Here is a 25,038-nt window from a genome sequence, read left to right as displayed (position 1 = left end):
CGACTGCGTCCATCCTCGGATCAAGCTGCCATGAAACTGACCTTCCTCGGTGCCGGTGCCTGGGGCACCGCCCTCGCCAGCCATGCCGCGGCCGCCAATGACGTGGTGCTGTGGGGGCGCGACCCCGCGCAACTCGCGGCCATCGCGGCCACGCGTGAGAACGCCGCCTACCTGCCCGGCGTGACGCTGTCCGAGAGGCTGGCGGTGCAGGCAGACTTCGAGCAGGCCGTGGCGCATGCCGCCGACGATGCCGACGGCATCGTGGTGGTGGCCACGCCGGTGGCGGGCCTGCGCGAGATGACGCGCCGGCTGGCCGCGCGCGGCGCCAGGCCGGTGTCGATGCTGTGGCTGTGCAAGGGCTTCGAGTCCGGCACCCACCTGCTGCCGCACCAGATGGTGCGGGCCGAACTCGACGCCGCCGGGCGCACCGAGGGCTTTGCCTACGGCGTGCTGACCGGCCCCAGCTTCGCGCGCGAGGTGGCGCTGGGGCTGCCGTGCGCGCTGACCGTGGCAGGCAACGAGCCGTCGCTGGCCGAACGCGCGCAGGCGGCCTTCCACCATCATGCGATGCGCATCTACGGCAGCGACGACCTGATCGGCGTGGAAGTCGGCGGTGCGGTCAAGAACGTGCTGGCCATTGCCACCGGCGCCAGCGACGGGCTGGGCCTGGGCCTGAACGCGCGCGCCGCGCTGGTGACGCGCGGGCTGGCCGAGATGACGCGCCTGGGGCTGGCGCTGGGCGGCCGGGTCGAGACCTTCATGGGCCTGGCCGGCGTGGGCGACCTGATCCTGACCGCCACCGGCGACCTGTCGCGCAACCGCAAGGTCGGCCAGCAGCTGGCGGCGGGGCAGAGCCTGGAGCAGATCCTGGCCGGTCTGGGCCACGTCGCCGAGGGCGTGCGCTGCGCCCAGGCTGTGGCAGAGCTAGCCTCGGCTTACGGTGTCGAGATGCCGATCGCCCGCGCGGTCTGCGCGGTGCTGTTCGACGGGCTGAGCGCCGCCGATGCGGTGGCGCAGCTCCTGCAGCGCGACGCGCGCGACGAATGATGACTCGCGTATCCAAGTTCTGATCCTCCGCACCGCATGCCCACACGACGACAAGCGCTGATCGCGCTGGCTGCCGCCTGCGCCGCCGGGACTTCCGGCGGCGTCTTCGCCCAACCCTGGCCCGCGCGGCCGATCCGCATGGTGGTGCCGTTCCCGCCGGGCTCATCGCCCGACCTGATCGCGCGCATCGTGACCGAAAAGCTGGCCGCCGCGCTGGGCCAGCCGGTGGTGGTGGAAAACCGTCCCGGCGCCGGCGGCAATATCGGCACCGGCATGGTGGCGCGCGCCGCTCCGGATGGCTACACCCTGCTGTTCACCATCAACGGCCCGCTGGTGACCGCGCCGACGCTGTCGCGCAACCTGAACTACGACCCGTTCCGCCAGTTGGCGCCGGTCACGCTGGTGGCGACCTCGCCCAACGTGCTGGTGGTGGATGCACGCCTGCCGGTGCACAACCTGCGCGAGTTCGTCGCGCTGGCACGGGCCAAGCCGGGTGAGTTGAACTATGGCTCGCCCGGCAACGGCAGTGCCTCGCACCTGGCGATGGAGCAACTCAAGGCGATGGCGGGCATCGACCTGCAGCACGTGCCATACCCCGGCTTCCCGCAGATCACCACGGCGATGGTGGGCGGGCAGGTGCAGGCGGGTTTCATGGTGCCGGCGATCGCGATGCCGCAGGTCAACGCGGGCAAGCTGCGCGTGCTGGCCGTGACCACGACGGGGCGCACGGCGGTGTTGCCGTCGGTGCCGACAGTGGCGGAATCCGGCTACCCGGGCTTCGAGGCGATTTCCTGGCAGGCGGTGCTGGCGCCGGCGGGCACGCCGCAGGCTGTGATCGACCGGCTCTACCGCGAGCTGGTGGCGATCATCGGCAGCGCCGACGTGCGCGACAAGATGCGCGCGCAGTATTTCGTGCCGGCCGGCACCGCGCCGGCCTCGCTGCGCCAGACCATGGTGAGCGAGAAGGCGCGCTGGGACAAGGTGATCCGCGCCGCCGGCGTGCAGCCGGAGTAGGCGCTGGCCGGGCGGCTCAGCTGCCGCCTTCGAACCCGTTCTGGCGCCACGCCTCGAACACCACCACGGCGACCGTGTTCGACAGGTTCAGGCTGCGGTTGTCGGGCCGCATCGGCAGCCGGATGCGCTGCGCGGGCGGGAACCAGTCGCGCCGCTCCGGCGATAGCCCGCGTGTTTCGGAACCGAACACGAACCAGTCCCCGGGGCGGAACGCCACCTCGCCGAACGGTGTCGAGCCGCGCGTGGTCAGCGCGAACATGCGCGCCGGGTCGGGCTGCTCGCTGGCCATCAGCGCGTCCCAGCTTTCATGCACGCGCATGGTGGCGTACTCGTGGTAATCCAGTCCCGCGCGGCGCATGCGCGCGTCTTCCAGCGGAAAACCCAGGGGTTTGACCAGGTGCAGCTGCGCTCCGGTGTTGGCGCACAGGCGGATCACATTGCCGGTATTGGGCGGGATTTCCGGTTCGACCAGGACGACGTTGAACATGATGCGGGGGATGGCGGGCGCACTGCGCCCTTCGTCAGAACGGTGCGCAGCTTACCGCGCGCACCGGCCACTGTCATCCAAAGCTACGGCGTGCGCAGCGCGACGATCACGCTGACGCGGGCCGCGCCATGCGCCTTGAGCACGCCGGCGGCCTCGTGCAGGGTGGCGCCGGAGGTCATCACATCGTCTACCAGCGCCACGTGCATGCCGTCCAGCCGCGCGGCGCGCGCCAGCCTGAAGGCGCCGCGCAGGTTCACCTGACGGGCGGCCAGGTCCAGCGCACGCTGGCTGCCGGTGTCGCGCTGGCGCTGCAGCAGCACCGGGTCGGCGCGCAGGCCCAGGTGGCGCGCCAGCGGCCGCGCGATTTCCCAGGCCTGGTTGAAGCCGCGCGCGGCCAGCCGCTGTGGCGACAGCGGGATCGGCGCCAGCAGGTCGGGCGCGGGCTGTCGGGCCCAGGCCCCCTGCAGTCCCGCGGCCAGCCTGGCCGCGAGCCAACCCGCCAGCGGCAGGGCGTGGCCGAACTTGAGCGCCAGCACCAGCTGGTCCTGCGGCGAAGCGTAGTCGCCCAGCGTGTGGGCTTGGTCGTAGGCCGGGGGCGATGCCGCGCAGGCCGGGCAGTGGAAGTGGCGCCCCTGCGCCAGCGCGCAGGCGGGGCAGCGCCGCACCGGGCGCAGCAAGTCGGCGGCACAGGGCGCGCAGACCACCTGCCGCTGCACCGCGCCGCACAGCGCGCAGGCGCTTGGCAGCAGCAGTTCGGCGGCTCCGGCCAGCGCCTTGCCGGCGGCGCCGGCAGCCAGCGCGGCGCGCGCGTATACTTGCCGTCCGGCCGCGGCCCATCGGGCGCGGCGGCCGCATTCATCCGGCGCTCGGGCCTGATCCTGTATCTGTCCCCGCGCCGGTTCCTGGTTTTCTTGCTGCCCTGTCTGCCCGTGTCCCTGCATGCCGCTGATTCCCCCGATGCCTTCCTGCCGCCCGCGCGCCTGACCCGGCTCGCCTTCGACCGGCGCAGCCGGGGCTTCGGCCAGCTGGACTTCCTGCTGGGCGAGATCGGCCGCCGCATGCAGGAGCGCATGGAAGTGATCCGCCTGGCGCCGCAGCGCGCGCTGGATATCGGCTGCGGCCACGGCCAGGGCCTGGCCGGGCTGCGCGCGCGCTTCCCGGATGCGCAGATTGCCGGACTGGACATCTCCGGCGCGATGCTGGCCGAGGCCGGCCAGCGCGACCCGCAGCGCCGGCCCGGCTGGATCGGCCGCATGCTGGGCAAGCGGCCGCTCTTTGACCTGGTCCAGGGCGATCTTGCCACACTGCCTTTTGCGCCCGCGAGCTTCGACCTGCTGTGGTCCAACCTGGCGCTGCACTGGCATCCGGAGCCGCACCGCGTGTTCCCGGAGTGGCACCGCGTGGCGCGCGACGAAGGGCTGGTGCTGTTCTCGCTGTTCGGCCCGGACACCCTGAAGGAGCTGCGCGCGGCGTTTGCCGAAGTCGACCAGGCACCCCATACGTTGCGCTTTGTCGACATGCACGATATCGGCGACATGCTGGTGCACAGCGGCTGGTCCACCCCGGTGATGGACATGGAGACGCTGACCGTGACCTACGAGTCCCCCGCCACGCTGCTGCGCGAGGTGCAGGCCTTCGGCGGCCTGCGCGGGCCGGTCGGGTCGCTGCCGCAGGGCCTGCGCGGCCGCGCCTGGTACCAGGCGCTGGCGCAGGCGCTGGAGCGGCGGCGCAACGCCGACGGCGTGATCCCGCTGACCTTCGAGATCGTCTACGGCCACGCCTGGAAGCTGGCCCCGCGTGGCGGCCAGGCGCTCGACGACCAGGGCCGCGCGGTGGTGCCGCTGGACCAGATCGGCCGTGCAAGGCCGCGTCGGACAAGTTAAAACAGAGTTAACTTGCGCCGGTGCTGGATTGCCGCAAACATAGCGCCGGCGCGGCGGGCAGGGCGATGGCGGGGCCCTTCCCTATGCACAGAATCAAGCAGCGCGCAAGCCGTCCGGTCAAGGCGCGCCCTTGTCCGTGTATGGGAAGCGCCCTATAATGCGCCAGTTTGTCGCAGTGGTCCCCTGGCACAAGAACGTCCTGGTTTTGCACTTGCACTGTGCGGCCCGGACGCCATCGTCCCGGGTGTGCATCCGATGCAGAGTGGTTGGCGATGCAAGACTTGGGTATCGCATTCCAGACGGCAGGTGGTGACTCCGGCGGAAATCTCGACGGACCTCCCCCCGCGCCCCACGACTGGCTGATGAAGCGGAATTGCTCGCTGAGTCCACGCCAGGTCGGCTGGTTTTACCTCTCGATCCTCACGGTTTCGCTTGCCATCGCGTTGTTTTTTGCGTGGCAAGGGTCCTGGCTCGTACTGCCGTTTGCGAGCATCGAGCTGATCGGGCTGGGCATCGCACTGCTGGTGTATGCGCGCCATGCGACAGACTATGAGCGCGTCAGCATCACCGACGGCACGCTGGTCGTGGAGACAGCCAGCGCCGGACGGGTGACGCGTCAGGAATTCAATCCGCGCTGGGTGCGGATCGAACTGGGTGAATCGTTCCGCGCGCTGGTGACGCTGCGCTCGGGCGGGCGTGAGGTACAGGTGGGGTGTCACGTGGACCCGTACCGGCGACGCAAGTTCGCGCAGGAGCTCGCAGCGGCCTTGCGCCGCCTCTGAGAGGCGGCGGTGGCGGCGGCGGGGACAGATTTGAATCTGTAAATTGGGTAGATAACAAATGAAAATGTGGAAGAAGGCATCCGCAGTTTGTCTGGCCGGCGCGTCCCTGCTTGCCAGCCAGGCGGCGTCCGCGGTCAGCGACATGCCGGGCGGCCCCGCCGTGCGCCAGCTCAACCTGACCGAGCCGGTTACCAAGATCGCCGAACAGATTCACTGGCTGAACTGGATGATGTTGATCATGTGCACGGTGATCTTCGTCGCGGTATTCAGCGTGATGTTTTATTCCGTCTTCAAGCACCGCAAGGCCAAGGGTGCCAAGCCGGCTGCCTTCCACGAGAGCATCACGGTCGAAGTGATCTGGACCATCGTCCCGTTCATCATCGTGATTGCGATGGCCCTGCCGGCCACCAAGACCGTGGTGGCGATGAAGGACACCACCAACTCCGACATCACCATCAAGGCCACCGGCTACCAGTGGAAGTGGGGCTATGACTACCTGAAGGGCGAAGGCGAAGGCATCTCCTTCGTGTCGACCCTGACCACCCCGCGCGAGCAGATCAACAACGAGCAGCCCAAGTCGAATACCTACCTGATGGAGGTGGACAACGAGCTGGTCGTGCCGGTCAACAAGAAGATCCGCATCGTCACCACCGCCAACGACGTGATCCACGCCTGGATGATCCCGGCCTTCGGCGTCAAGCAGGATGCGATCCCCGGCTTCGTGCGCGACACCTGGTTCAAGGCCGAGAAGATCGGCGTGTACCGCGGCCAGTGCGCCGAGCTGTGCGGCAAGGAGCACGCCTTCATGCCGATCGTGGTGCGCGTGGTCTCGGACGCCGACTACACCAAGTGGGTCGACGGCAAGAAGAAGGAGCTGGCGGCCAAGGCCGACGATCCCAACAAGACCTGGACGCTGGACGAGTCGAAGGTGCGTGGCGAGAAGGTCTACGCCGCCAACTGCGCGGTCTGCCACCAGCCCAACGGCAAGGGCGGCGGCGCCTTCCCGGCGCTGGACGGCTCCAAGCTGGTCAACGGCCCCAAGGCCGGCCAGATGCACATCATGCTGGAAGGCAAGGCTGCCATGCCGTCGTGGAAGCAGCTCTCGGACACCGAGCTGGCCGCGGTCATGACCTATACGCGCAACGCCTGGAGCAACAAGACGGGTGAAGTGGTCCAGCCGAGCGACTTCGTGGGCGCCCGTGCGGGCAAGTTCCCCGAGGGCGGCGGCGCGGCAGGCGGCGCAGTGCCGAAGGCCGAAGCCAAGCCGGCCGACAAGGCTGACAAGGCTGACAAGCAGGCCAGCCTCGCGGGCAACCGCGTCGCGGGCTGACCCGCTGAAGACAGAACAGGATTAGAGGAGCATTTGCGATGAGTACTGCTACCCCGGACGCGCTCGCCCATCCGCACGATCATGCGCATGACGACCACGCGCACGACCACCCGCATGGCTGGCGCCGCTGGCTGTTCGCGACCAACCACAAGGACATCGGTACGCTGTACCTGCTGTTCTCGTTCATCATGCTGCTGTCGGGCGGTTTGCTGGCACTGCTGATCCGCCTGGAGCTGTTCGAGCCGGGCCTGCAGTTCTTCCGCCCCGAGCTGTTCAACCAGTTCACCACCATGCACGGTCTGGTGATGGTGTTCGGCGCGATCATGCCGGCCTTCGTCGGCTTCGCCAACTGGATGATCCCGCTGCAGATCGGCGCGTCCGACATGGCGTTCGCGCGCATGAACAACTTCAGCTTCTGGCTGATGCCGCCGGCCGCGCTGCTGCTGGCCGGCTCGTTCCTGGTCCCGGGCGGCGCCACCGCCGCCGGCTGGACCCTGTACGCGCCGCTGTCGGTGCAGATGGGCCCGGGCATGGACATGGCCATCTTCGCGATGCACATCATGGGTGCGTCGTCGATCATGGGCTCGATCAACATCATCGTGACCATCCTCAACATGCGCGCCCCGGGCATGACGCTGATGAAGATGCCGATGTTCTGCTGGACCTGGCTGATCACCGCCTACCTGCTGATCGCCGTGATGCCCGTGCTGGCCGGCGCCATCACCATGGTGCTGACCGACCGCCATTTCGGCACGAGCTTCTTCTCGGCCGCCGGTGGTGGTGACCCGGTGATGTACCAGCACATCTTCTGGTTCTTCGGCCACCCCGAGGTGTACATCATGATCCTGCCGGCGTTCGGGATCGTCTCGCAGGTGGTGCCGGCGTTTGCCCGCAAGCGCCTGTTCGGCTACAGCTCGATGGTGTACGCCACCGCCTCGATCGCCATCCTGTCGTTCATCGTGTGGGCCCACCACATGTTCACGACCGGCATGCCGGTGACCGGCCAGCTGTTCTTCATGTACGCGACCATGCTGATCGCGGTGCCCACCGCCGTGAAGATCTTCAACTGGATCGCCACCATGTGGCGCGGCTCGATGACCTTCGAGACCCCGATGCTGTTCTCGATCGGCTTCATCTTCGTGTTCACCATCGGCGGCTTCACCGGCCTGATGCCGGCCGTGGCCCCGATCGACATCCAGCTGCAGGACACCTACTTCATTGTGGCGCACTTCCACTATGTGCTGGTGGCCGGCTCGCTGTTCGCGCTGTTCGCGGGCTTCTACTACTGGGGTCCGAAGTGGAGCGGTTTCATGTACAACGAAACCCGCGGCCAGATCCACTTCTGGGGGTCGATCATCTTCTTCAACGTGACCTTCTTCCCGATGCACTTCCTGGGCCTGGCCGGCATGCCGCGTCGCTATGCCGACTACCCGACCCAGTTCGCTGACTTCAATGCGATCGCGTCGATCGGTGCGCTGGGCTTCGGCCTGATGCAGGTGTACTTCTTCTTCTTCGTGGTGCTGCCGTCGTACCGCGGTGGCGAGAAGGCCGCCGACAAGCCCTGGGATGGCGCAGAGGGCCTGGAGTGGACCGTGCCGTCGCCGGCGCCGTTCCACACCTTTGAAGTTCCCCCGCAGGTCCGCTAAGGCGCGGCCAGCGTAATCAGGCAGCGGGAGGCGGCAGCGTCGCCTCCCGCGCCGGCAAGCAACAGAAGCAGCTATGCAGTCTCCAGACAAAAGCCCATCACGCCCGGACCAGAAGGCCGCCAACCGGCGCCTTGGCCTGATCCTGCTGTCGATCGTGGTGGTTTTCTTTCTGGGGTTCTTCGCCAAGATGATGTTTCTTGGCTGAGGCGGCAGGGTAGCGAGATGAGCATCGACCAGCAGGCTGGCAGGGAAGCGGACAAGCGGTTCAACCGCGGCATGATGCTGCGCCTGGTCGTGATCGTGGCCGTGATGTTCGGCTTCGGCTATGCGCTGGTGCCGCTGTATAAGAAGATCTGCGAGATCACCGGCATCAACGTGATCACCACGCGCGAGCTGCACGGCGCGGTGAAGAACACGCAGGTCGACAAGAGCCGCACCATCACGGTGGAGTTCGACTCCAACGCGCGCGGGCCCTTCGCCTTCCGGCCGGTGAAGAACAGCATGGAAGTGCATCCGGGCGAGATGGCGACGATCGTCTACGAGGTGGCCAACGGACAGCCGCGCGATATTTCGGCGCAGGCCATCCCGAGCTACGCGCCCAAGCAGGCGACCCAGTATTTCATGAAGCTGGAGTGCTTCTGCTTCAAGCAGCAGACGCTCAAGGCGAAAGAGGCGCGCGAGATGCCGGTGGTGTTCGTGATCGATCCCGCGCTGCCCAAGGATGTGAAGAATATTACGCTGTCGTACACCTTCTTCGAGGTGGGTGCGCCGGTGGCGCAGGCGCCCGAGGGCCAGCTGGCGCCGCAGCCGGCACCGGCCGGCAAGGGCATCTGAGGCGGCCGCGGTGCATGCCGGGGCGGAGGAGGACGGGCAATGGATGAGATGAAGGACGCGGTCAAGCGCAAGATGTCGTTCGGGCAGACCATGCGCGCGGTGCTGTGGTCGTTCATCGGCCTGCGCAAAGGCGCCGAGCACGAGCGCGACATGGCCCGGCTGAACCCGGTGCATGTGGTGATCGCCGGAGTGATCGCGGCGGCCATCTTCATCGCGGTGCTGGTGCTCATCGTGCGCACCGTGGTGGGGCAGGCAGCGGGATAGCAGGGCAGGAAGGGTAGACAACAAAAGCAGTCGCAGAACAAAGCAACCGCGGCGGCGGGGCTGGCCCGGAGGAGGGGACGGCCCGCAGTGCCAAAGCGCGGATCACGAATACTGAATCAAAGACTCTGAGCTGGAGATAAAAGAATGAGTGCGAATCGCGCAAACGCTCCGTACTACTTCGTACCGGGCCCGTCGCGCCACCCGATCACGGCAAGCTTCGGCCTGCTGATGACGGGCGCGGGTGCCGCCGGTTGGGTAAACGGGCAGCCCTGGGCGCCGTACCTGTGCGGCCTCGGCCTGCTGTGGTTCCTGTTCGTGCTCAAGAGCTGGTTTGGCGACGCCATCAGCGAGTCCGAAGGCGGCATGTACGGCAAGAACATCGACCTGTCGTTCCGCTGGTCGATGGGCTGGTTCATCTTCTCGGAGGTGATGTTCTTCGCGGCCTTCTTCGGCGCGCTGTTCTATGCCCGCACCATCGCCATGCCGTGGCTGGGCGACCTGAACAACAAGATCCTGTGGCCCGACTTTGCCGCGGTATGGCCCAACACCGGCCCGGCCGGCGTGGTGGAAAGCTTCCAGACCATGGGTCCGTGGCCAATCCCGACCATCAACACCGCGCTGCTGCTGATGTCCGGCCTGACGCTGACCTGGGCGCACCACGCGCTGCTGGCCGGCAAGCGCAGCCAGCTGATTCAGGGCCTGTCGCTGACCATCCTGCTGGGCGCGGTCTTCATGTGCTTCCAGGTGTACGAGTACATGCACGCCTACTCGGAACTGAACCTGAAGCTGACCTCGGGCATCTACGGCTCGACCTTCTTCCTGCTGACCGGCTTCCACGGCTTCCACGTGACCATGGGCGCGATCATGCTGGCCGTGGTGCTGGTCCGCGTGCTGAAGGGCCACTTCACGCCTGACCACCACTTTGCATTCGAAGGCGCCGCCTGGTACTGGCACTTCGTTGACGTGGTGTGGCTGTTCCTCTACGTCGTGGTGTACTGGCTGTAAATCCGGCTGCCGTACCCGCCGGCGCGCCCCCCGGGGGCCGCCGGCGCCAACGCAAAAGAGAAACGCCGCAGGAGGTTGTCCAGCCTGCGGCGTTTGTCTTTTGCGGGCCTGGTGCCCGCGTCCTGGCGTTCAGGGTGCCATGCGGATGCCCGTGCTGTGGATCCAGCCCATCCAGTTCGAGAACAGGATGAACAGGAACAGCGCCATCGAGAACCCGACGCGCAGCATCAGCGAGCGCATCATGTTGGGCGTCGTGCCGCGGTCGCGCATCATGAAGAACAGGGCGGAGGCCAGGCTGGCGATGATCAGGATGAAGGCAACGATGATGACAAAGCGCATGGCGGGGCAGGTCGGGGCCAGGAGCGACGGAAAGACCCATTATCGCACCAGCCCGTTGCCGCTGGCCGCTGCACTGGTGATGATCGCCGTGACCTGCGCGCTGGGCAACTGGCAGCTCAACCGCGCGCACGACAAGGAGGCGCGCGCGGCGCGGCTGCAGGCGCTGTCGGCGCAGCCGCCGGTGGTGCTGGGCACGGCCCCGCTGCCGCAAGTTGTGACCGACCGCACGGTCCGCATGACCGGGCGCTTTGACACGGCCCGCACCGTATTGCTGGATAATCGCCCCCACGGCAATGGCAGCAGCCCCGGGGATAGCCGCGCCGGCTTCCTGGTGCTGACGCCGCTGCGGATTGCAGCCGCCTCGCCGGCGCCCGCAGGTGCCGCCGGCGCCATGCAGGCGGTGCTGGTGCTGCGCGGCTGGCTGCCGCGCGATGCCCAGGACCGCACCCGGATTGCGCCGTTCCCCACGCCCGAGGGCGAGGTAACGATCGAAGGCACGGCACTGGCGGCCGTGCCGCGGGTCTATAGCCTGGGCCAGGACGCCGCCGGCAGCAAGATCCGCCAGAACCTGGACCTCGCTGCCTATGCGGCTGAAACCGGCCTGGCGCTGCACCCGCTGGTGCTGGAGCAGCGCAGCGACAGCGGCGATGGCCTGGCGCGCGACTGGGCCCCGGCCGACCTGGGCGCGGACCGGCACTACGGCTATGCCTTCCAGTGGTTCGGGCTGGCCGCGCTGACGGTGGTGCTGGTGGTCGTGCTGGGCTGGCGCCGCGCGCGCCGGGTGGCAGCACCGTAACTCGAATGAACCGGGCGCATGCGCTCGCCGAAGACAAAGGACAGACGTACTCCATGGCACAGCAAGACTCCGCCCCGGCCGCCGCGGCCTCGCCGCCGGATACCCGCATCGATGCGCGCACGCGCCGTGGCCGCCTGCAGATGCTGATGCTGTTGCTGGTGTGCGCGTCGCCGGTGATCGCCTCTTACTTCACCTATTACGTCATCAAGCCGCGTGGCGGCGCCACCAACTACGGCGCGCTGGTCGACCCGCAGCGGCCGATGCCGCCGGTGCGCGTCACCGATGAGCAGGGCCGGGCCGTGCCGCTGGAGCAGTTCCGCGGCAAGTGGCTGCTGGTGACCACCGACCCGTCCGCCTGCGACGAGGCCTGCGCGAAGAAGCTCTTCACCATCCGCCAGATCCGCGCCGGGCAGGGCCAGGACCGCGAACGCATCGTGCCGGTGTGGCTGGTGACCGACGACGGCAAGATCGACGAGCGCCTGAACGCCGCCTACAACGAGCCCTACGCGGGTGTGCGCTTCCTGCGCATCGACCGCCAGGCCGCGCAGCAGTGGCTGCCGGCCGAACCCGGCAAGCGCGCCGAGGACACCCTGTTCCTGGTCGACCCGCTGGGCAACCTGATGATGCGTTTCCCGCAGGATCCGGACCCCAAGAAGATGAGCGGCGACCTGAAGAAGCTGCTCAAGGTCTCGCGCATCGGCTAAAGGGGACGGCATGCTGCTGCAACTGGCCATCATCGGCATCCTGATCGCGCTGTTCCCGCTGTCCTACGTGCTGGTGAAGGGGGACCGCAACAAATACCGCAAGCTCGCCTGGATCACGGCGTTCCTGACGCTGGACCTGATCATGTTCGGCAGCTTCACGCGCCTGACCGACTCCGGCCTGGGCTGCCCCGACTGGCCCGGCTGCTACGGGCACTCCAACCCGCACGCCGCGATGGAGCCGATCCGCGCGGCCGAGACCGCGCTGCCCAGCGGCCCGGTGACGCTGGCCAAGGCGTGGATCGAGATGATCCACCGCTACTTCGCCATGGCGGTCGGGGTGCTGATCATCACGCTGATGGTGCTGGCGTGGGTCAAGCGGCGCGAGCTGAAGCAGTCGCCGTGGTTCGCCACCGGGGTGCTGCTGCTGGTGTGCGTGCAGGGTGCGTTCGGCGCTTTCACCGTGACCCTGAAGCTGCAGCCGATCATCGTGGTCACGCACCTGATGCTGGGCATGGCTCTGCTGGCCGTGCTGATCCAGCTGGGCTCGCGCAACGATCCGCCGCACCCGGTCGCGGCGCGGGCCGCGCGGCTGCGCTGGCCGGTGCGCATCGGCCTGCTGCTGCTGGTGATCCAGATCTTCCTGGGGGGCTGGGTCAGCACCAACTACGCGGTGCTGGCCTGCACCGACTTCCCGCTGTGCAATGGCCAGCTGGTGCCCGAGATGGATTTCCGCCACGGCTTCACCCTGTGGCGCCAGCTGGGCATGACCGCCGATGGCGACTACATCCCGCACGCGGCGCTGGTGGCGATCCACTGGGTGCACCGCGGCTTTGCCTTTGTCGTGCTGGGCTACCTGGCGTGGCTTGGCCTGCGAGCGCGCCGGCTTGAAGGGCTCGCGCGCGCGGCCGGCTGGCTGCTGGCCACGCTGGTGCTGCAACTGGCCACCGGGATGTCCAATATCGTGTTCGACTGGCCGCTGGTGGCCGCGGTTGCGCACAACGGCGGCGCGGCGCTGCTCCTGCTGCTGCTGGTCCGCCTCCACTACAATACAGGGCTCGCAGGGCTCACCATGCGGGCCGCCGGCGCCCCCGCTGCCGTGCCGAACGCCGCCCGCGCCACATGAAAGACAAGACCCCTTCCGTGGTTACCGCTACCCACCCCCATTCGCTGGGCAAGTTGAGCCGGATACGGCACCTTGCCCGACAATATGCCGCCCTGACCAAGCCGCGCGTGACGCAGCTGGCCGTGTTCTGCGCCATCATCGGCATGTTCCTCGCCACGCCCGGCATGGTGCCGTGGCGCGTGCTGATCGGCGGCGCCGCCGGCATCTGGCTGCTGGCCGGTGCGGCCTTTGCCATCAATTGCCTGGTCGAGCAGAAGATCGATGCGCTGATGCGCCGCACCGCGTGGCGCCCGTCGGCCACCGGCGAGATCACCACGCCGCAGACCCTGGTGTTCTCCGCCGTACTGGGCGGCGCCGGCATGTGGCTGCTGCACGTCTACGCCAACGACCTGACGATGTGGCTGACCTTTGCCACCTTCCTCGGCTACGCGGTGGTCTACACCATCCTGCTCAAGCCGGCCACGCCGCAGAACATAGTGATCGGCGGGCTCTCGGGGGCGATGCCGCCGGCGCTGGGCTGGGCCGCGGTGGCGGGCGAGGTACCTGCCGAGGCCTGGTTCCTGGTGCTGATCATCTTCACCTGGACCCCGCCGCACTTCTGGGCCCTGGCGCTGTACCGCCGCGCCGACTACGCCAAGTCCGGCCTGCCGATGCTGCCGGTCACGCACGGCGAGCGCTACACGCTGCTGCATATCCTGCTGTACACGCTGATCATGATCGCCGCGACGCTGCTGCCCTTTGTCTACGGCATGAGCGGCTATATCTACCTGGCGGCCGCGCTGGCGCTGGGCGCGGGTTTCCTGGCCTACGCCTGGAAGATGTACCGTAACTATTCGGACGAGCTGGCGCAGCGCACCTTCCGCTTCTCGATCCTGTACCTGTCGCTGCTGTTCGCCGCGCTGCTGGTCGACCACTACTTCAAGTTCGTGCCGCAGGTCTGACCTGTGGCCGACCGGCTGCGGCATCTTGTCGCGGCCGGCGCAGCGTGGCGGCACGATCGGCGATACTGCGTGATGTCGCCGCCCTCCGGTGCCGCTGTTTCCTCCCACCCCTGACCGGTTTCCGCCGCATGCCCCGCCTAAGCCCCGCCTCCGGCCTGTTCGCCGCCTTCCGCCGCTTTTCCCTGCTGGCCGCGCTTGCGCTGGCCGTGGCTGCCTGCGGGCAGCAGAAGGCCTCGTTCCGCAATGTCGACATCACCGGCGCGGCGGACTTCGGCAAGGACTTCTCGCTGACCGACCATCACGGCAAGGTGCGCACCATCGCCGACTTCAAGGGCAAGGCGGTGGTGATGTTCTTCGGCTACACCCACTGCCCGGACGTGTGCCCGACGACGATGGCCGAACTGAAGGCGGTGATGGAGAAACTGGGCCCGGATGCCGACCGCGTGCAGGTGCTGTTCGTCACGGTCGACCCGGAACGCGACACGCAGGCGCTGCTGGCGCAGTACGTGCCGGCCTTCGATGCGCGCTTCCTGGGGCTGCGCCCGGCCGACGAAGCCGCACTGCAGAAGTTGACCAAGGACTTCAAGGTGTTCTACGCCAAGGTGCCGGGCAGCTCCCCGAACAACTACACGGTGGACCACTCCGCGGGCAGCTATGTGTTCGACCCGGACGGCAAGCTGCGGCTGTTCATCCGCCACGGCCAGGGTCCGGATCCGATCGCGCACGACCTGAAACAGCTGCTGTCGTGACGTGAAAGGGTGGGAAGGGGTGCGGCATAAGGTCGCACTCACCCTCTCGCGGGCAACAAAAAGGCCGGTCCAGTGGACCGGCCTTTTGCATGGCTGGGGGTGCGGATCAGGCGAACGCCTGCAGCGCCCCCTTCATCTTCTTCATGGCCGCGGCCTCGATCTGGCGGATGCGCTCGGCCGAGACGCCGAACTCGTCAGCCAGCTCATGCAGCGTGGAGCCGCCCGAGCCATCGTCTTCGACGTGCAGCCAGCGCGCCTCGATGATGCGGCGGCTGCGTTCGTCCAGCTTGCCCAGCGCTTCTTCCAGGCCCTCGACCTGCATGCGGTCGTGGCGCTTGGCTTCCAGCACGCGGGTGGGCTCGTTGTGGTTGTCCGCCAGGTAGGCGATGGGGGCGAATTCCTCTTCGCCGTCGTCGATCTGGCCTTCCAGCGCCAGGTCGCCGCCCGACAGGCGGGTTTCCATCTCCATCACTTCTTCGGGCTTGACGTTCAGCTCGCGCGCCACGGCCTCGACCTGCTCCGGCGTGAACGTGTGCGCGCCCTGCTTGTGGCTGCGCAGGTTGAAGAACAGCTTGCGCTGGGCCTTGGTGGTGGCAACCTTGACCATGCGCCAGTTCTTCAGCACGTATTCGTGGATCTCGGCCTTGATCCAGTGCATCGCGTACGACACCAGGCGCACGCCCTGGTCGGGGTCGAAGCGCTTGACCGCCTTCATCAGGCCGATATTGCCTTCCTGGATCAGGTCGGCGTGGGGCAGGCCGTAGCCCAGGTACTGGCGGGCGATCGACACCACCAGGCGCAGGTGGGACATCACCATCTGGCGGGCAGCGTCAACGGAATCGTGGTCGCGGAGCTCGCGCGCCAGGCGCTGCTCTTCCTCCGCGGTCAACAGCGGAATCCGGTGGACAGCCTGGATATAGCTGTCGAGGTTGCCAACGGTGGCCGGGAAGGTCAGCGCGAAGCTGCCCGTGCTCCGGGGTGCCGTCGGCAGACGGTTATTCAGGGTTTGGTCGGCAGACAAGACTGCGTTCACTCAATGGCTCCTTTCGCATCCGGCGGTTCGGTTGCCGGGGTGCCGCGCCTGTTGGGGCGGTGGCACTGCAACACATATTAGCACTCAGGCCGGGTGAGTGCTAATTGGAGCCCCGATGGTCGTGATAGTTCCTCTCGATTGCTCTTGCTGCTGGCATAGCTACCTATCAATTCGAGCGGCGGGAACGATACCCACGGTTCGGCGCACTGGATGTTAGAGCGGTGCCGGGCACGGGGGTTCTGCCCGCTGCTGCAATGATTTGTTGCAGCAGCGGCTACACTCGACCAAGCTGCGGCGCGCTGGCATCCTTGCAAGCCTCTCTCATTCCACCGGAGGAGTTATGTCTGCTATCGAACACTTGCTCAAGCCGCATGTGCGCGACCTGGGCGATTTTACCGTGCGCCGGCTGTTGCCCGCCGCCGCCACCCAGACCGTTGGTCCGTTTATCTTCTTCGACCATATGGGGCCGGTGCAACTGCCGCCGGGCGGCGGAGCCGACGTGCGCCCGCATCCACATATCGGACTGGCCACGGTCACTTATCTGTTCGAGGGCGAGATCATCCACCGAGACAGCCTGGGCAGCGACCAGGCGATCCGCCCGGGCGATGTCAACTGGATGACCGCCGGGCACGGCATCGTGCACTCGGAGCGCTCGCCCGAGCATGTGCGCCCCGCCGGGGCCCGCCTGCACGGCATCCAGACCTGGGTGGCACTGCCGCAGGAGCATGAGGGTGCCGAGCCGTCGTTTTTCCACCATCCCGCCGCCACGCTGCCACGGATCGAGCGGCCGGGTGTGCGCATGGTGGTGATTGCGGGCGATGCCTTTGGCCAGGTCTCTCCGGTCAAGGTCTTCAGCCGCACCCTGTACGTGGCGATCGAGCTGGATGCGGGCGCGAGCGTGGAGATCCCGGCCGATCATGCCGAGCGGGGCATCTATCCGGTGGACGGGGCGGTGGCGCTCGACGGCGAGCCGCTGCCGGCCGAGCATATGGTGGTGCTCACGCCGGGCCAGCCCGCAACGCTGACGGCCACGACGCCGTCGCGCGTAATGCTGCTGGGCGGCGACCCGACCGACGGGCACCGCTTCATCTACTGGAATTTCGTTGCCAGCAGCAAGGTGGCGATCGAGGCCGCCGCCCAGCGCTGGGAGGACGATCAGTTCCCGCACGTGCCGGGCGAGACCGAGCGCATCCCGCTGCCCCCGCGCAAGCCCTGACAGCGGTCCCGGGGCTGGCTCAGACCGGGCTGGCCCAAGTCACGCGAGTGCCTTGCCGCAGGCATTCGCGGATGGCCTCGACCTGGATCGCGATCGGTGCCGGCACCGGCGCCGCGCCGTCCAGCACGCGCCGGATCCAGGCCACGGTCTGGCCGGCGTCGCTGCCGGGCGGCAGTTCAGGCACTTCGGCCAGCGAACCAACAGCCGGATCGACCAGCGTCTGCTGGTGCCCCTCGTGCAGCCAGTCGATGCGGCTGGTGCGGCGCGCATCGGCCACCACTTCGCCCTCGGTGCCGCGTGCCAGCAGCACGTTGGCGGGTTCATGCGAGAAGTAGTCGGTCAGCGTCTCGCGGTATTCGGGGTGGGTGTAGCTGTACAGGCGCAACCCTTCCGCGGGCGAATGCTCGCCCACCGGCTGCAGCATCTTGGCCACCGTATGCGCCGAATTGCGCAGGCCGATCACGGTGCGCCGCTCCAGCAGCTGCGACAGCCCGGGCGACAGCACATCCACCGGCAGCACCGCCAGCGGCCCGAGGTCGCTGCTCTCGCGCAGCCGTGCCGAGGCGTCGCCGGTAGTCGCGCACAAGGGCACGCCCAGCGCCTCGAACAGCGCCATGCTGGTCACGCGGCCATTGAACAGGCGCGTGCCGTGCACCAGCACGGGGACATCTTCGCGCGCCAGCAGCAGCGCCAGCAGCGGCACCAGGTTGGGTTGCTTGCGCGCACCGTTGTAGCTGGGGATCACCACCACCTGCCGGTCAGGCGGCGCCGGCAGCGGCTGGCAGTGCGCATGGGCGGCTTCCAGCATGCCGGCCAGCTCGTGCGGGGCCTCGCCCTTGATGCGGTAGGCCATCAGGATGGCGCCGAGCTCCAGGTCCGAGACGCGCCCGGCCAGCATGGCGTCGAACAGGGCCTGCGCGTCTTCGCGCGGCAGCGCCCGCGCGCCGTTGACGCCGCGGCCGATCTCCTTGATATAGCGGGCAGCAGGGAAGGACGTGGCTGGCGTGGTCATGGCGGCGTGGGGGTAGTCTGTTCTGGGTTCATGATAGCGGAGCCAGGCCGCCGCGCCCATCGCCGCCTGTGCCACATAGGGCCGCCCACCGGCACGCGGCCGGCGGGCACTACGCGGCTTCCTGCAGCGCCGGGTTGCGCTGCTTGCGGTAGAGGAAGTCCAGCACCGCGGTGCGGCAGGCGTGGTAGGCCTTGTCGTCGGCCAGCGCGACGCGGTCGCGCGGACGCGGAAGCTCCACCTTCAGGATCTCGCCGATGGTCGCGGCCGGACCGTTGGTCATCATGATGATGCGGTCGGCCAGCAGCACGGCCTCGTCGACGTCGTGGGTCACCATCACCACGGTGCTGCGGGTGCGCGCCACGATCTTGATCAGCTCGTCCTGCAGGTGCGCGCGCGTGAGCGCATCGAGCGCGCCGAAGGGCTCGTCCATCAGCAGCACCTTGGGCGCCATCGCCAGCGCGCGGGCAATGCCCACGCGCTGCTTCATGCCGCCGGAGATCTCATGCGGATACTTGTTCTCGGCGTGCGTCAGGCCCACCAGCGCCAGCGTGTCGTGCGTGCGCGCCTTGAGCTGCGGCTTGCTCTCGCTGGCGGCGAAGACGCGCTCCACGCCCAGGTAGACGTTCTCGAAGCACGTCAGCCACGGCAGCAGCGAATGGTTCTGGAACACCACCGCGCGCTCCGGCCCCGGCCCGGCGATCTCGCGCCCGGCGCAGATCAGCGCGCCGGTGGTGGGCGTGGCCAGTCCCGCGACCAGGTTCAGCAGCGTGGACTTGCCGCAGCCTGAATGGCCGATCAGCGTGATGAACTCGCCCTCGGCGATATGCAGGTTGATATCGCGCAGGGCGACGAACGGGCCCTTGCGGGTCTTGAAGGTCTGGCCGACGTTTTCGATGCTGACGAACTTGTCCATGGCGATTCTCCCCGCGTGTCAGTTGGTGCCGTAGCTGAAGCGCCGGGCCAGCGCCAGCAGCGCATGCTCGAGCAGCAGCCCGATGATGCCGATCACGAAGATCGCGATCACGATGTGCTCGACCTTCAGGTTGTTCCATTCGTCCCACAGCCAGAAGCCGATGCCGGTGCCGCCGGTCAGCATCTCGGCCGCGACGATCACCAGCCACGCGGTGCCGATCGACAGCCGCACGCCGGTCAGCATGTAGGGCAGCACCGCGGGGAACAGCACCCGCGTGAACACCTTCCATTCCGACAGGTCCAGCACGCGCGCCACGTTCAGGTAGTCCTGCGGCACGCGCGTGACGCCGACCGCGGTGTTGATCACCATCGGCCAGATCGAGCAGATGAAGATCGCCCAGATCGCGGCCGGGTTGGCGGCCTTGAACAGCAGCAGGCCGATCGGCAGCCACGCCAGCGGCGAGACCGGGCGCAGCAGGCTGATCACCGGCGCGGTCATCGCGTTCAGGAAGGCGAAGCGCCCGATCAGGAAGCCGGCCGGGATGCCGACCAGCGCGGCCAGGCCGAAGCCCGCCGCGACGCGCGCCAGCGATGCCAGCACGTTCCAGCCGATGCCCTGGTCATTGGGCCCGTTGCGGTAGAACGGGTCGGCAAACAGCGGCACCGCGGCGTTCCATGTGGCCTGCGGCGTGGGAATGGCCGGGATCATCGTGGCGATGCCGTGCCAGGCCAGCACGAACAGGGCAAAGCCCAGTACCGGCGGCACGGCCTTGAGCACCAGCGCGGCGACCGCCTCGCGGCGTTGCGCGCGCCGTGCCTGCGCGGCGATTTCCTGCTCGCGCCGGCGCGCCCGCTCCTTGGTGTCGGGGTCGGCGCTGGCGGCTACGGTTGCACCATCGGGCGTGGGGTGGGCTATGGCATTCACGTCTGGCTCCTTTCGTCAGGGGCACTGCGGATCAGTGGGGGAAGGCTTGCGTCAGGCCTTGATCTTGAAACCGTCGGCGTAGGCCTTGGGGTCCTTGCCGTCCCAGACCACGCCGTCGATCAGCTTGGCGCTGCGCATGTCGCTCTTGGGCAGCGGCACCTGCGCGGCGGCGGCGGCCTGCTTGTAGACGTCGATGCGGTTGACCTGCCGGGCCACGGCGAGATAGTCCGGATGTTCCTTCAGCAAGCCCCAGCGCTTGTGCTGGGTCAGGAACCACATGCCGTCGGACAGGTACGGGTAGTTGGCGGCGCCGTCCTGGTAGAACTTCATCGCGTCTGGGTCGTCCCAGGTCTTGCCCAGGCCGTTGGTGTAGCGGCCCAGCATGCGGTCCAGGATGATGTCCATGTCGGTGTTGACGTAGGACTTGGCGGCAATGGTCTCGGCGGTCTTGCGGCGGTTGGAGGCCGACGCATCGATGAACTTCGATGCCTCCAGCACTGCGGCCACCATCGCGCGCGCGGTGTTGGGGTATTTCTGCACGAACTCCGCGGTGGTGCCCAGGGTCTTCTCGGGGTGGCCTTTCCAGATGGCCTGCGTGGTCTCGGCGGTGAAGCCGATCTTGTCGGCGATGGCGCGCGCGCCCCAGGGCTCGCCCACGCAGAAGCCGTCCATATTGCCCACGCGCATATTGGCCACCATCTGCGGCGGCGGCACCGTGATGGCCTTGGCGTCCTGCATCGGGTTGATGCCGTTGGCCGCCAGCCAGTAGTACAGCCACATTGCGTGCGTGCCGGTGGGGAAGGTCTGGGCGAAGGTGTAGTCGCGCTTCTCCTTCATCATCAGCGCCTTCAGGCTGGCGCCGTCCTTGACGCCTTTCTCGGCGAGCTTGGACGACAGCGTGATGGCCTGGCCGTTGTGGTTCAGGTTCATCAGCACGGCCATGTCCTTCTTCGGGCCGCCGATGCCCAGCTGCACGCCGTAGATCAGTCCGTACAGCACGTGCGCCGCGTCCAGCTCGCCGTTGACCAGCTTGTCGCGCACGCCGGCCCATGAGGCTTCCTTGGTCGGCGTGATCTTGATGCCGTATTTCTTGTCCAGCCCGAGCGTCGCGGCCATCACCACCGAGGCGCAGTCGGTCAGCGGGATAAAGCCGATGCGCACGTCGGTCTTCTCGGGCGCGTCCGAGCCCGCTGCCCACGCACCGGCGCGCACCAGCGGATCGACCAGCGTCATCACGCTGGCGCCGGCGATGGTGGCAAGCGCGCGGCGGCGGCCGCTGCTGGCCGGCACGGCGTCGGCAGCCGCGTCGGGAACGTGGACGGCTGCGTGCAGCGGCTTGGCAATCCTGAGGCGAGAGGGCATTGCATGGCTCCAAGAAAAAAGGCGTCCCCTCCGCGACCGGCTTCGCCAGAAGACCGGTGCGGCGCAGGGACGCCGTTGTCCGTGGCGTGACGCAGCCCGCGTTGGCCGTGTCCGCCGAAATTGTTGGTCGGCCGCCGTTGGCCGATACCTGCATAACGCAAGGCGTGTGCCAGCCTGTGCAGTGCAGCATTCGAGGGCGGATTTGTGACGGATCGGGGGGAAATGATCGGATGTGGTGCGCGCGCGCTGGCCGCCGCCACATTCGGGGGAGCAGGGGAGGGAGGTGACGCAGTGCGGCAGCGCCAGGAGCGTGCATTGCACCAGTCGCGTGCGGCGGCGCACCACGGCTGGCAGGCGGGAGCGGCTCAGCCCATCACGTCGATCACGCGCTGGGCCGCGTCCACCAGCTTCAGGCCGCGCTCCATCGCCATGCTGCGCAGGCGCTTGTAGGCCTCGTCCTCGCTGAGGCCGCGCGCCTGCATCAGCAGTCCCTTGGCGCGCTCGACCACCTTGCGCTCGGCCAGCTTGAGCCGGGTGGCATCGAGCTCGGCGCGCAGCTGCTGATCCAGTTCGAAGCGTGTGTAGGCCACGTCGAGCACGGTCTTGACGCGCTCGGCGCGCAGGCCGTCGACGATATAGGCGGTGATCCCCGCCGTCAGCGCTGCCTTGATGCGCTGGCTGTCGTCGTTGTCGGTGAACAGCACGATCGGGCGCGGCGCATGCTGGGTCGAGACGCAGACATGCTCGATGGTGTCGCGCGCGGCGGATTCAGACGCGATGATCAGCATGTCGGGCTGGGTGGCCGTGATCACATCCGGCAGGCGCAGGTCGGCATCGACGATCTGGATCTCGGTAAAGCCGGCGCTGACCAGCCCGCCGCGGATGGTCTCGACGTTCAGCGGGTCGGCGTCATGCGGGTCGCGCACGAGCAGGATCCGCAACACCCGGCCGCCGGCAGTGGGCGGGGCAGGTGCGGCAGCGGTGGGCGATGGGGGCGGGTGGCGTCGTGTCATGGCTAGGCTCTGTTGCAGTGCGCCATGCAAGATTCGCGCCGGGTAAGTATCCGGCACCTGCGCCAGTTCGGTGCGCTGGCGCTGCGAGGATGCCTGGATTCATTGTATGCGGTCGTACGCAGAGCCAACTCTCGCGGTGTATCCTGTTGCCCTGCTGCGCCGGGCGCGTCTGCTGGCGACGCCGCGCATGGCTGCTTCCTGCAACCCTGCCCACCCGCGCCGCAGCACCGATCAGAACAATCTGGAGAGATGCATGACCGAATTCGTGTTCGCTCCGGCCGCGCCCGTTGGCGTGCCGGTGCGCGGCAGCAATGCTAGTTTCCCGGTACGGCGCGTGTACTGCGTCGGCCGCAACTATGCTGCCCACGCCCGTGAAATGGGCTCGGACCCCGACCGCGAGCCGCCGTTCTTCTTCTGCAAGCCGTCCGACGCGGTCAGCTACGTCGCCGACGGCACCGAAGGCGCCTTCCCGTACCCGCCGGGCACCAGCAACTGCCACTATGAAGTGGAGCTGGTGGTGGCGATCGGCAAGGGCGGCCGCGACATCCCGGTCGACCAGGCAGCCGGCCACGTGTTCGGCTACGCCGTGGGCCTGGACATGACCCGCCGCGACCTGCAGAACGAATCGAAGAAGACCGGCCGCCCCTGGGAGACCGGCAAGGCCTTCGACCAGTCCGCGCCGATCGGCCCGATCGTGCCGGTCTTGGCCATCGGCCATCCGCAGAAGGGCGCAGTGACGCTGGCGGTCAACGGCGTGGAGAAGCAGCGCGGCGACCTGTCCGACCTGATCTGGTCGGTGCCGGAGATGGTGTCGTACCTGTCGAAGCTGTTCGAGCTGCAGCCGGGCGACCTGATCTTCAGCGGCACGCCCGAAGGCGTGGGCCCGGTGGTCAAGGGCGATGTCATGCAGTGCCACGTCGGCGGCGTGGGCGATCTCACCATCAAGGTAGTCTGATCCGATGCTAAAGCTTTACAGCTATTTCCGCAGTTCGGCCTCATTCCGCGTGCGCATTGCGCTGGAACTCAAGGGGCTGGCCTATGACTATGTGCCGGTGCACCTGCTGAAAGAAGGCGGCCAGCAGCTCAAGCCGGAATTCCGCGCCGTGAATCCCGACGGACTGGTGCCGGCGCTCGCCGACGGCGAGCACGTGCTGCAGCAATCGCTGGCCATCGTCGAATACCTGGACGAGGTCCATCCCGAGCCGAAGCTGCTGCCCGGCACGGCGCTGGACCGCGCCTATGTGCGCGGACTGGCCCAGGAGATCGCGTGCGAGATCCACCCGCTGAACAACCTGCGCGTGCTGAAGTACCTGAAGCACACCGTGGGCGTGACCGACGAGGTCAAGGACGCGTGGTACCACCACTGGATCGAGCTGGGCTTTGCGTCGCTGCAGGCCAACCTGGAGCGCGGCGGCAAGGCCGGACGCTTCTGCTTTGGCGATACGCCCACGCTGGCCGATATCTGCCTGGTGCCGCAGGTATTCAACGCGCAGCGCTTCAATATCGACCTGGCCCGCTACCCGGCGATCGCCAGGATCTATGAAACCTGCATGGAGCTGCCTGCTTTCCAGAAGGCGGAGCCGAAGGCGCAGCCTGACGCGGAATAAGCGTTCGCAACCGGGCCTTACCCCAGCAGCGCTTCGGCGAACTCATCCGCCTTGAACGGCTGCAGGTCCTCCACCTTCTCGCCCACGCCAATGAAATAAACCGGCACCGGGCGCTGGCGCGCGATAGCCGCCAGGATGCCGCCCTTGGCGGTGCCGTCGAGCTTGGTCACGATCAGGCCGGTCAGGCCCAGCGCGTCGTCGAAGGCGCGGGTTTGCTGCAGGGCGTTCTGGCCGGTGTTGGCGTCGATCACCAGCAGCACCTCGTGCGGCGCGCTCGGCATGGCCTTGCTGATCACGCGCTTGACCTTCTTGAGCTCTTCCATCAGGTGCAGCTGCGTCGGCAGGCGGCCGGCGGTGTCGGCCATGACGATGTCGATGCCGCGCGCCTTGGCCGCATTGACGGCGTCGAAGATCACCGCCGCCGGGTCGCCGCTTTCCTGCGCCACCACGGTGACGTTGTTGCGTTCGCCCCAGATCGTCAGTTGCTCGCGCGCGGCGGCGCGGAAGGTATCGCCGGCGGCCAGCAGCACCTTCTGGTCATAGCGCTGGAAGTGCTTGCACAGCTTGCCGATGCTGGTGGTCTTGCCGGCGCCGTTGACGCCCGCGATCATCATCACCAGTGGCTGCTCGCGGCCCAGCGCCATAGTTTTTTCCAGCGGGCGCAGCAGCTGCGTCAGCAGCTCGCGCAGCGCCGCCTTGACGCCTTCGGCGGTCTCGATGCGCTCGGCCTTGACGCGCTTGCGCAACTCGCCCAGCAGGTACTCGGTGGCTTCCACGCCGGCATCTGCCATCAGCAGCGCGGTTTCCAGTTCTTCGAACAGGGCCTCGTCGACCTTGACGCCGACGAACAGCGTGCCGATGTTGCGGCTGGTCTTGGACAGCCCGGTACGCAGCCGATGCATCCAGCCCAGCTTCGCTTCAGCGGTCTGGGCCGGCGGCGGGACCAGCTCGAGCGCTTCGGCCGGTGCGGGCGCCGGCAGGGGGATCGGGGCCGCCACGGGCGCTGGGGCAGGG

At 67.8% G+C, this 25,038-nt stretch carries 28 protein-coding genes; 18 read left to right on the top strand and 10 right to left on the bottom strand.

The genetic code is table 11. The annotated features are described in order from the left end of the window. Positions 1–30: 30 nt before the first annotated feature. Together AC3WRR_RS15185 and AC3WRR_RS15180 are read left to right on the top strand one after the other, a co-directional pair. The gene (locus AC3WRR_RS15185; RefSeq protein WP_492297360.1) at positions 31–1,047 is read left to right on the top strand and encodes an NAD(P)H-dependent glycerol-3-phosphate dehydrogenase; all 1,017 of its coding nucleotides are present in this window, start codon (positions 31–33) and stop codon (positions 1,045–1,047) included. 36 nt (positions 1,048–1,083) lie between these two features. Next, a complete protein-coding gene (locus tag AC3WRR_RS15180; protein WP_010814826.1) occupies positions 1,084–2,061 on the top strand; it encodes a Bug family tripartite tricarboxylate transporter substrate binding protein in 978 nt (325 codons plus the stop codon). Positions 2,062–2,077: 16 nt separating this feature from the next. Here AC3WRR_RS15180 and trmL read toward each other — a convergent pair whose 3' ends face one another. Then, positions 2,078–2,548, bottom strand: a complete 471-nt coding sequence (gene trmL / locus AC3WRR_RS15175; RefSeq protein WP_011614463.1) for a tRNA (uridine(34)/cytosine(34)/5-carboxymethylaminomethyluridine(34)-2'-O)-methyltransferase TrmL — start codon at positions 2,546–2,548, stop codon at positions 2,078–2,080. Positions 2,549–2,631: 83 nt separating this feature from the next. Further along, positions 2,632–3,489 (bottom strand): ComF family protein, encoded by an 858-nt coding sequence (locus AC3WRR_RS15170; protein WP_011614464.1) that lies wholly within the window; start codon positions 3,487–3,489, stop codon positions 2,632–2,634. On the opposite strand from AC3WRR_RS15170, the gene AC3WRR_RS15165 reads away from it, so the two are divergent. The 8 genes from AC3WRR_RS15165 (at position 3,478) to AC3WRR_RS15130 (ending at position 10,292) form a co-directional block, all read left to right on the top strand. Beyond that, entirely contained in the window at positions 3,478–4,431 is a 954-nt protein-coding gene (locus AC3WRR_RS15165) for a methyltransferase domain-containing protein (protein WP_176844247.1), read from the top strand. The two genes, AC3WRR_RS15170 and AC3WRR_RS15165, sit on opposite strands and share 12 nt — an antisense overlap. A 272-nt stretch (positions 4,432–4,703) precedes the next feature. Beyond that, a complete protein-coding gene (locus AC3WRR_RS15160) occupies positions 4,704–5,213 on the top strand; it encodes a DUF2244 domain-containing protein (protein WP_011614466.1) in 510 nt (169 codons plus the stop codon). 58 nt (positions 5,214–5,271) lie between these two features. Beyond that, the gene (gene coxB, locus AC3WRR_RS15155; protein ID WP_492297358.1) at positions 5,272–6,543 is read left to right on the top strand and encodes a cytochrome c oxidase subunit II; all 1,272 of its coding nucleotides are present in this window, start codon (positions 5,272–5,274) and stop codon (positions 6,541–6,543) included. 38 nt (positions 6,544–6,581) lie between these two features. Beyond that, a complete protein-coding gene (gene ctaD, locus AC3WRR_RS15150; protein ID WP_010814820.1) occupies positions 6,582–8,189 on the top strand; it encodes a cytochrome c oxidase subunit I in 1,608 nt (535 codons plus the stop codon). A 73-nt stretch (positions 8,190–8,262) separates the two neighbouring features. After that, complete coding sequence (locus AC3WRR_RS15145; RefSeq protein WP_010814819.1) at positions 8,263–8,394, top strand: cytochrome oxidase small assembly protein; 132 nt, start codon at positions 8,263–8,265, stop codon at positions 8,392–8,394. Between the two features lie 17 nt (positions 8,395–8,411). Beyond that, positions 8,412–9,023, top strand: a complete 612-nt coding sequence (locus tag AC3WRR_RS15140) for a cytochrome c oxidase assembly protein (protein ID WP_058697919.1) — start codon at positions 8,412–8,414, stop codon at positions 9,021–9,023. Positions 9,024–9,062: 39 nt separating this feature from the next. Continuing rightward, complete coding sequence (locus tag AC3WRR_RS15135; protein ID WP_010814817.1) at positions 9,063–9,287, top strand: DUF2970 domain-containing protein; 225 nt, start codon at positions 9,063–9,065, stop codon at positions 9,285–9,287. A 144-nt stretch (positions 9,288–9,431) separates the two neighbouring features. Continuing rightward, positions 9,432–10,292 carry a cytochrome c oxidase subunit 3 gene (locus AC3WRR_RS15130; RefSeq protein ID WP_010814816.1) on the top strand — a complete coding sequence of 287 codons (861 nt, stop codon included), beginning with the start codon at positions 9,432–9,434 and terminating at the stop codon, positions 10,290–10,292. 129 nt (positions 10,293–10,421) lie between these two features. Here the strand turns inward: AC3WRR_RS15130 and AC3WRR_RS15125 are convergent, their stop codons facing one another. Next, entirely contained in the window at positions 10,422–10,631 is a 210-nt protein-coding gene (locus AC3WRR_RS15125; RefSeq protein WP_010814815.1) for a twin transmembrane helix small protein, read from the bottom strand. Here AC3WRR_RS15125 and AC3WRR_RS15120 point away from each other — a divergent pair. The 5 genes from AC3WRR_RS15120 to AC3WRR_RS15100 all read left to right on the top strand — a co-directional run bounded on the left by AC3WRR_RS15120 (position 10,630) and on the right by AC3WRR_RS15100 (position 14,944). Beyond that, positions 10,630–11,427 (top strand): SURF1 family protein, encoded by a 798-nt coding sequence (locus tag AC3WRR_RS15120; RefSeq protein WP_492297399.1) that lies wholly within the window; start codon positions 10,630–10,632, stop codon positions 11,425–11,427. The genes AC3WRR_RS15125 and AC3WRR_RS15120 overlap by 2 nt on opposite strands. A 53-nt stretch (positions 11,428–11,480) precedes the next feature. Continuing rightward, positions 11,481–12,131, top strand: coding sequence for an SCO family protein (locus AC3WRR_RS15115; protein ID WP_010814813.1), 651 nt, complete (start codon positions 11,481–11,483; stop codon positions 12,129–12,131). A 10-nt stretch (positions 12,132–12,141) separates the two neighbouring features. Continuing rightward, complete coding sequence (locus tag AC3WRR_RS15110) at positions 12,142–13,254, top strand: COX15/CtaA family protein (RefSeq protein ID WP_010814812.1); 1,113 nt, start codon at positions 12,142–12,144, stop codon at positions 13,252–13,254. Beyond that, positions 13,251–14,195, top strand: a complete 945-nt coding sequence (gene cyoE, locus AC3WRR_RS15105; protein WP_037025354.1) for a heme o synthase — start codon at positions 13,251–13,253, stop codon at positions 14,193–14,195. Before AC3WRR_RS15110 ends, cyoE begins: the two co-directional genes overlap by 4 nt. Positions 14,196–14,323: 128 nt before the next feature. Beyond that, entirely contained in the window at positions 14,324–14,944 is a 621-nt protein-coding gene (locus tag AC3WRR_RS15100; protein ID WP_010814810.1) for an SCO family protein, read from the top strand. Between the two features lie 106 nt (positions 14,945–15,050). Here AC3WRR_RS15100 and rpoH read toward each other — a convergent pair whose 3' ends face one another. Then, entirely contained in the window at positions 15,051–15,977 is a 927-nt protein-coding gene (gene rpoH / locus AC3WRR_RS15095) for an RNA polymerase sigma factor RpoH (protein WP_011614472.1), read from the bottom strand. 340 nt (positions 15,978–16,317) lie between these two features. On the opposite strand from rpoH, the gene AC3WRR_RS15090 reads away from it, so the two are divergent. Further along, entirely contained in the window at positions 16,318–17,193 is an 876-nt protein-coding gene (locus tag AC3WRR_RS15090) for a pirin family protein (RefSeq protein ID WP_010814808.1), read from the top strand. A 19-nt stretch (positions 17,194–17,212) separates the two neighbouring features. Here AC3WRR_RS15090 and ybiB read toward each other — a convergent pair whose 3' ends face one another. The 5 genes from ybiB to AC3WRR_RS15065 all read right to left on the bottom strand — a co-directional run bounded on the left by ybiB (position 17,213) and on the right by AC3WRR_RS15065 (position 22,417). Then, complete coding sequence (ybiB, locus tag AC3WRR_RS15085; protein ID WP_010814807.1) at positions 17,213–18,205, bottom strand: DNA-binding protein YbiB; 993 nt, start codon at positions 18,203–18,205, stop codon at positions 17,213–17,215. Between the two features lie 109 nt (positions 18,206–18,314). Further along, positions 18,315–19,118, bottom strand: coding sequence for an ABC transporter ATP-binding protein (locus AC3WRR_RS15080; RefSeq protein ID WP_010814806.1), 804 nt, complete (start codon positions 19,116–19,118; stop codon positions 18,315–18,317). An 18-nt stretch (positions 19,119–19,136) separates the two neighbouring features. Continuing rightward, the gene (gene ntrB / locus AC3WRR_RS15075; RefSeq protein ID WP_010814805.1) at positions 19,137–20,042 is read right to left on the bottom strand and encodes a nitrate ABC transporter permease; all 906 of its coding nucleotides are present in this window, start codon (positions 20,040–20,042) and stop codon (positions 19,137–19,139) included. Between the two features lie 51 nt (positions 20,043–20,093). Beyond that, positions 20,094–21,404 carry a CmpA/NrtA family ABC transporter substrate-binding protein gene (locus AC3WRR_RS15070; RefSeq protein WP_010814804.1) on the bottom strand — a complete coding sequence of 437 codons (1,311 nt, stop codon included), beginning with the start codon at positions 21,402–21,404 and terminating at the stop codon, positions 20,094–20,096. A gap of 365 nt (positions 21,405–21,769) precedes the next feature. Beyond that, the gene (locus AC3WRR_RS15065) at positions 21,770–22,417 is read right to left on the bottom strand and encodes an ANTAR domain-containing response regulator (protein ID WP_037025353.1); all 648 of its coding nucleotides are present in this window, start codon (positions 22,415–22,417) and stop codon (positions 21,770–21,772) included. 253 nt (positions 22,418–22,670) lie between these two features. Between AC3WRR_RS15065 and AC3WRR_RS15060 the strand changes: the two genes are divergently transcribed. After that, entirely contained in the window at positions 22,671–23,372 is a 702-nt protein-coding gene (locus AC3WRR_RS15060; RefSeq protein WP_010814802.1) for a fumarylacetoacetate hydrolase family protein, read from the top strand. A 4-nt stretch (positions 23,373–23,376) separates the two neighbouring features. Further along, entirely contained in the window at positions 23,377–24,024 is a 648-nt protein-coding gene (maiA, locus tag AC3WRR_RS15055; protein WP_454749203.1) for a maleylacetoacetate isomerase, read from the top strand. Positions 24,025–24,041: 17 nt separating this feature from the next. Here maiA and ftsY read toward each other — a convergent pair. Further along, a partial coding sequence (gene ftsY, locus AC3WRR_RS15050) for a signal recognition particle-docking protein FtsY (protein ID WP_492297354.1) occupies positions 24,042–25,038 on the bottom strand: 997 nt, incomplete at its 5' end.

This window comes from Cupriavidus sp. FW305-3-2-15-C-LB2 (assembly GCF_058787575.1).
This window is presented reverse-complemented; position numbering and strand designations above follow the sequence as displayed.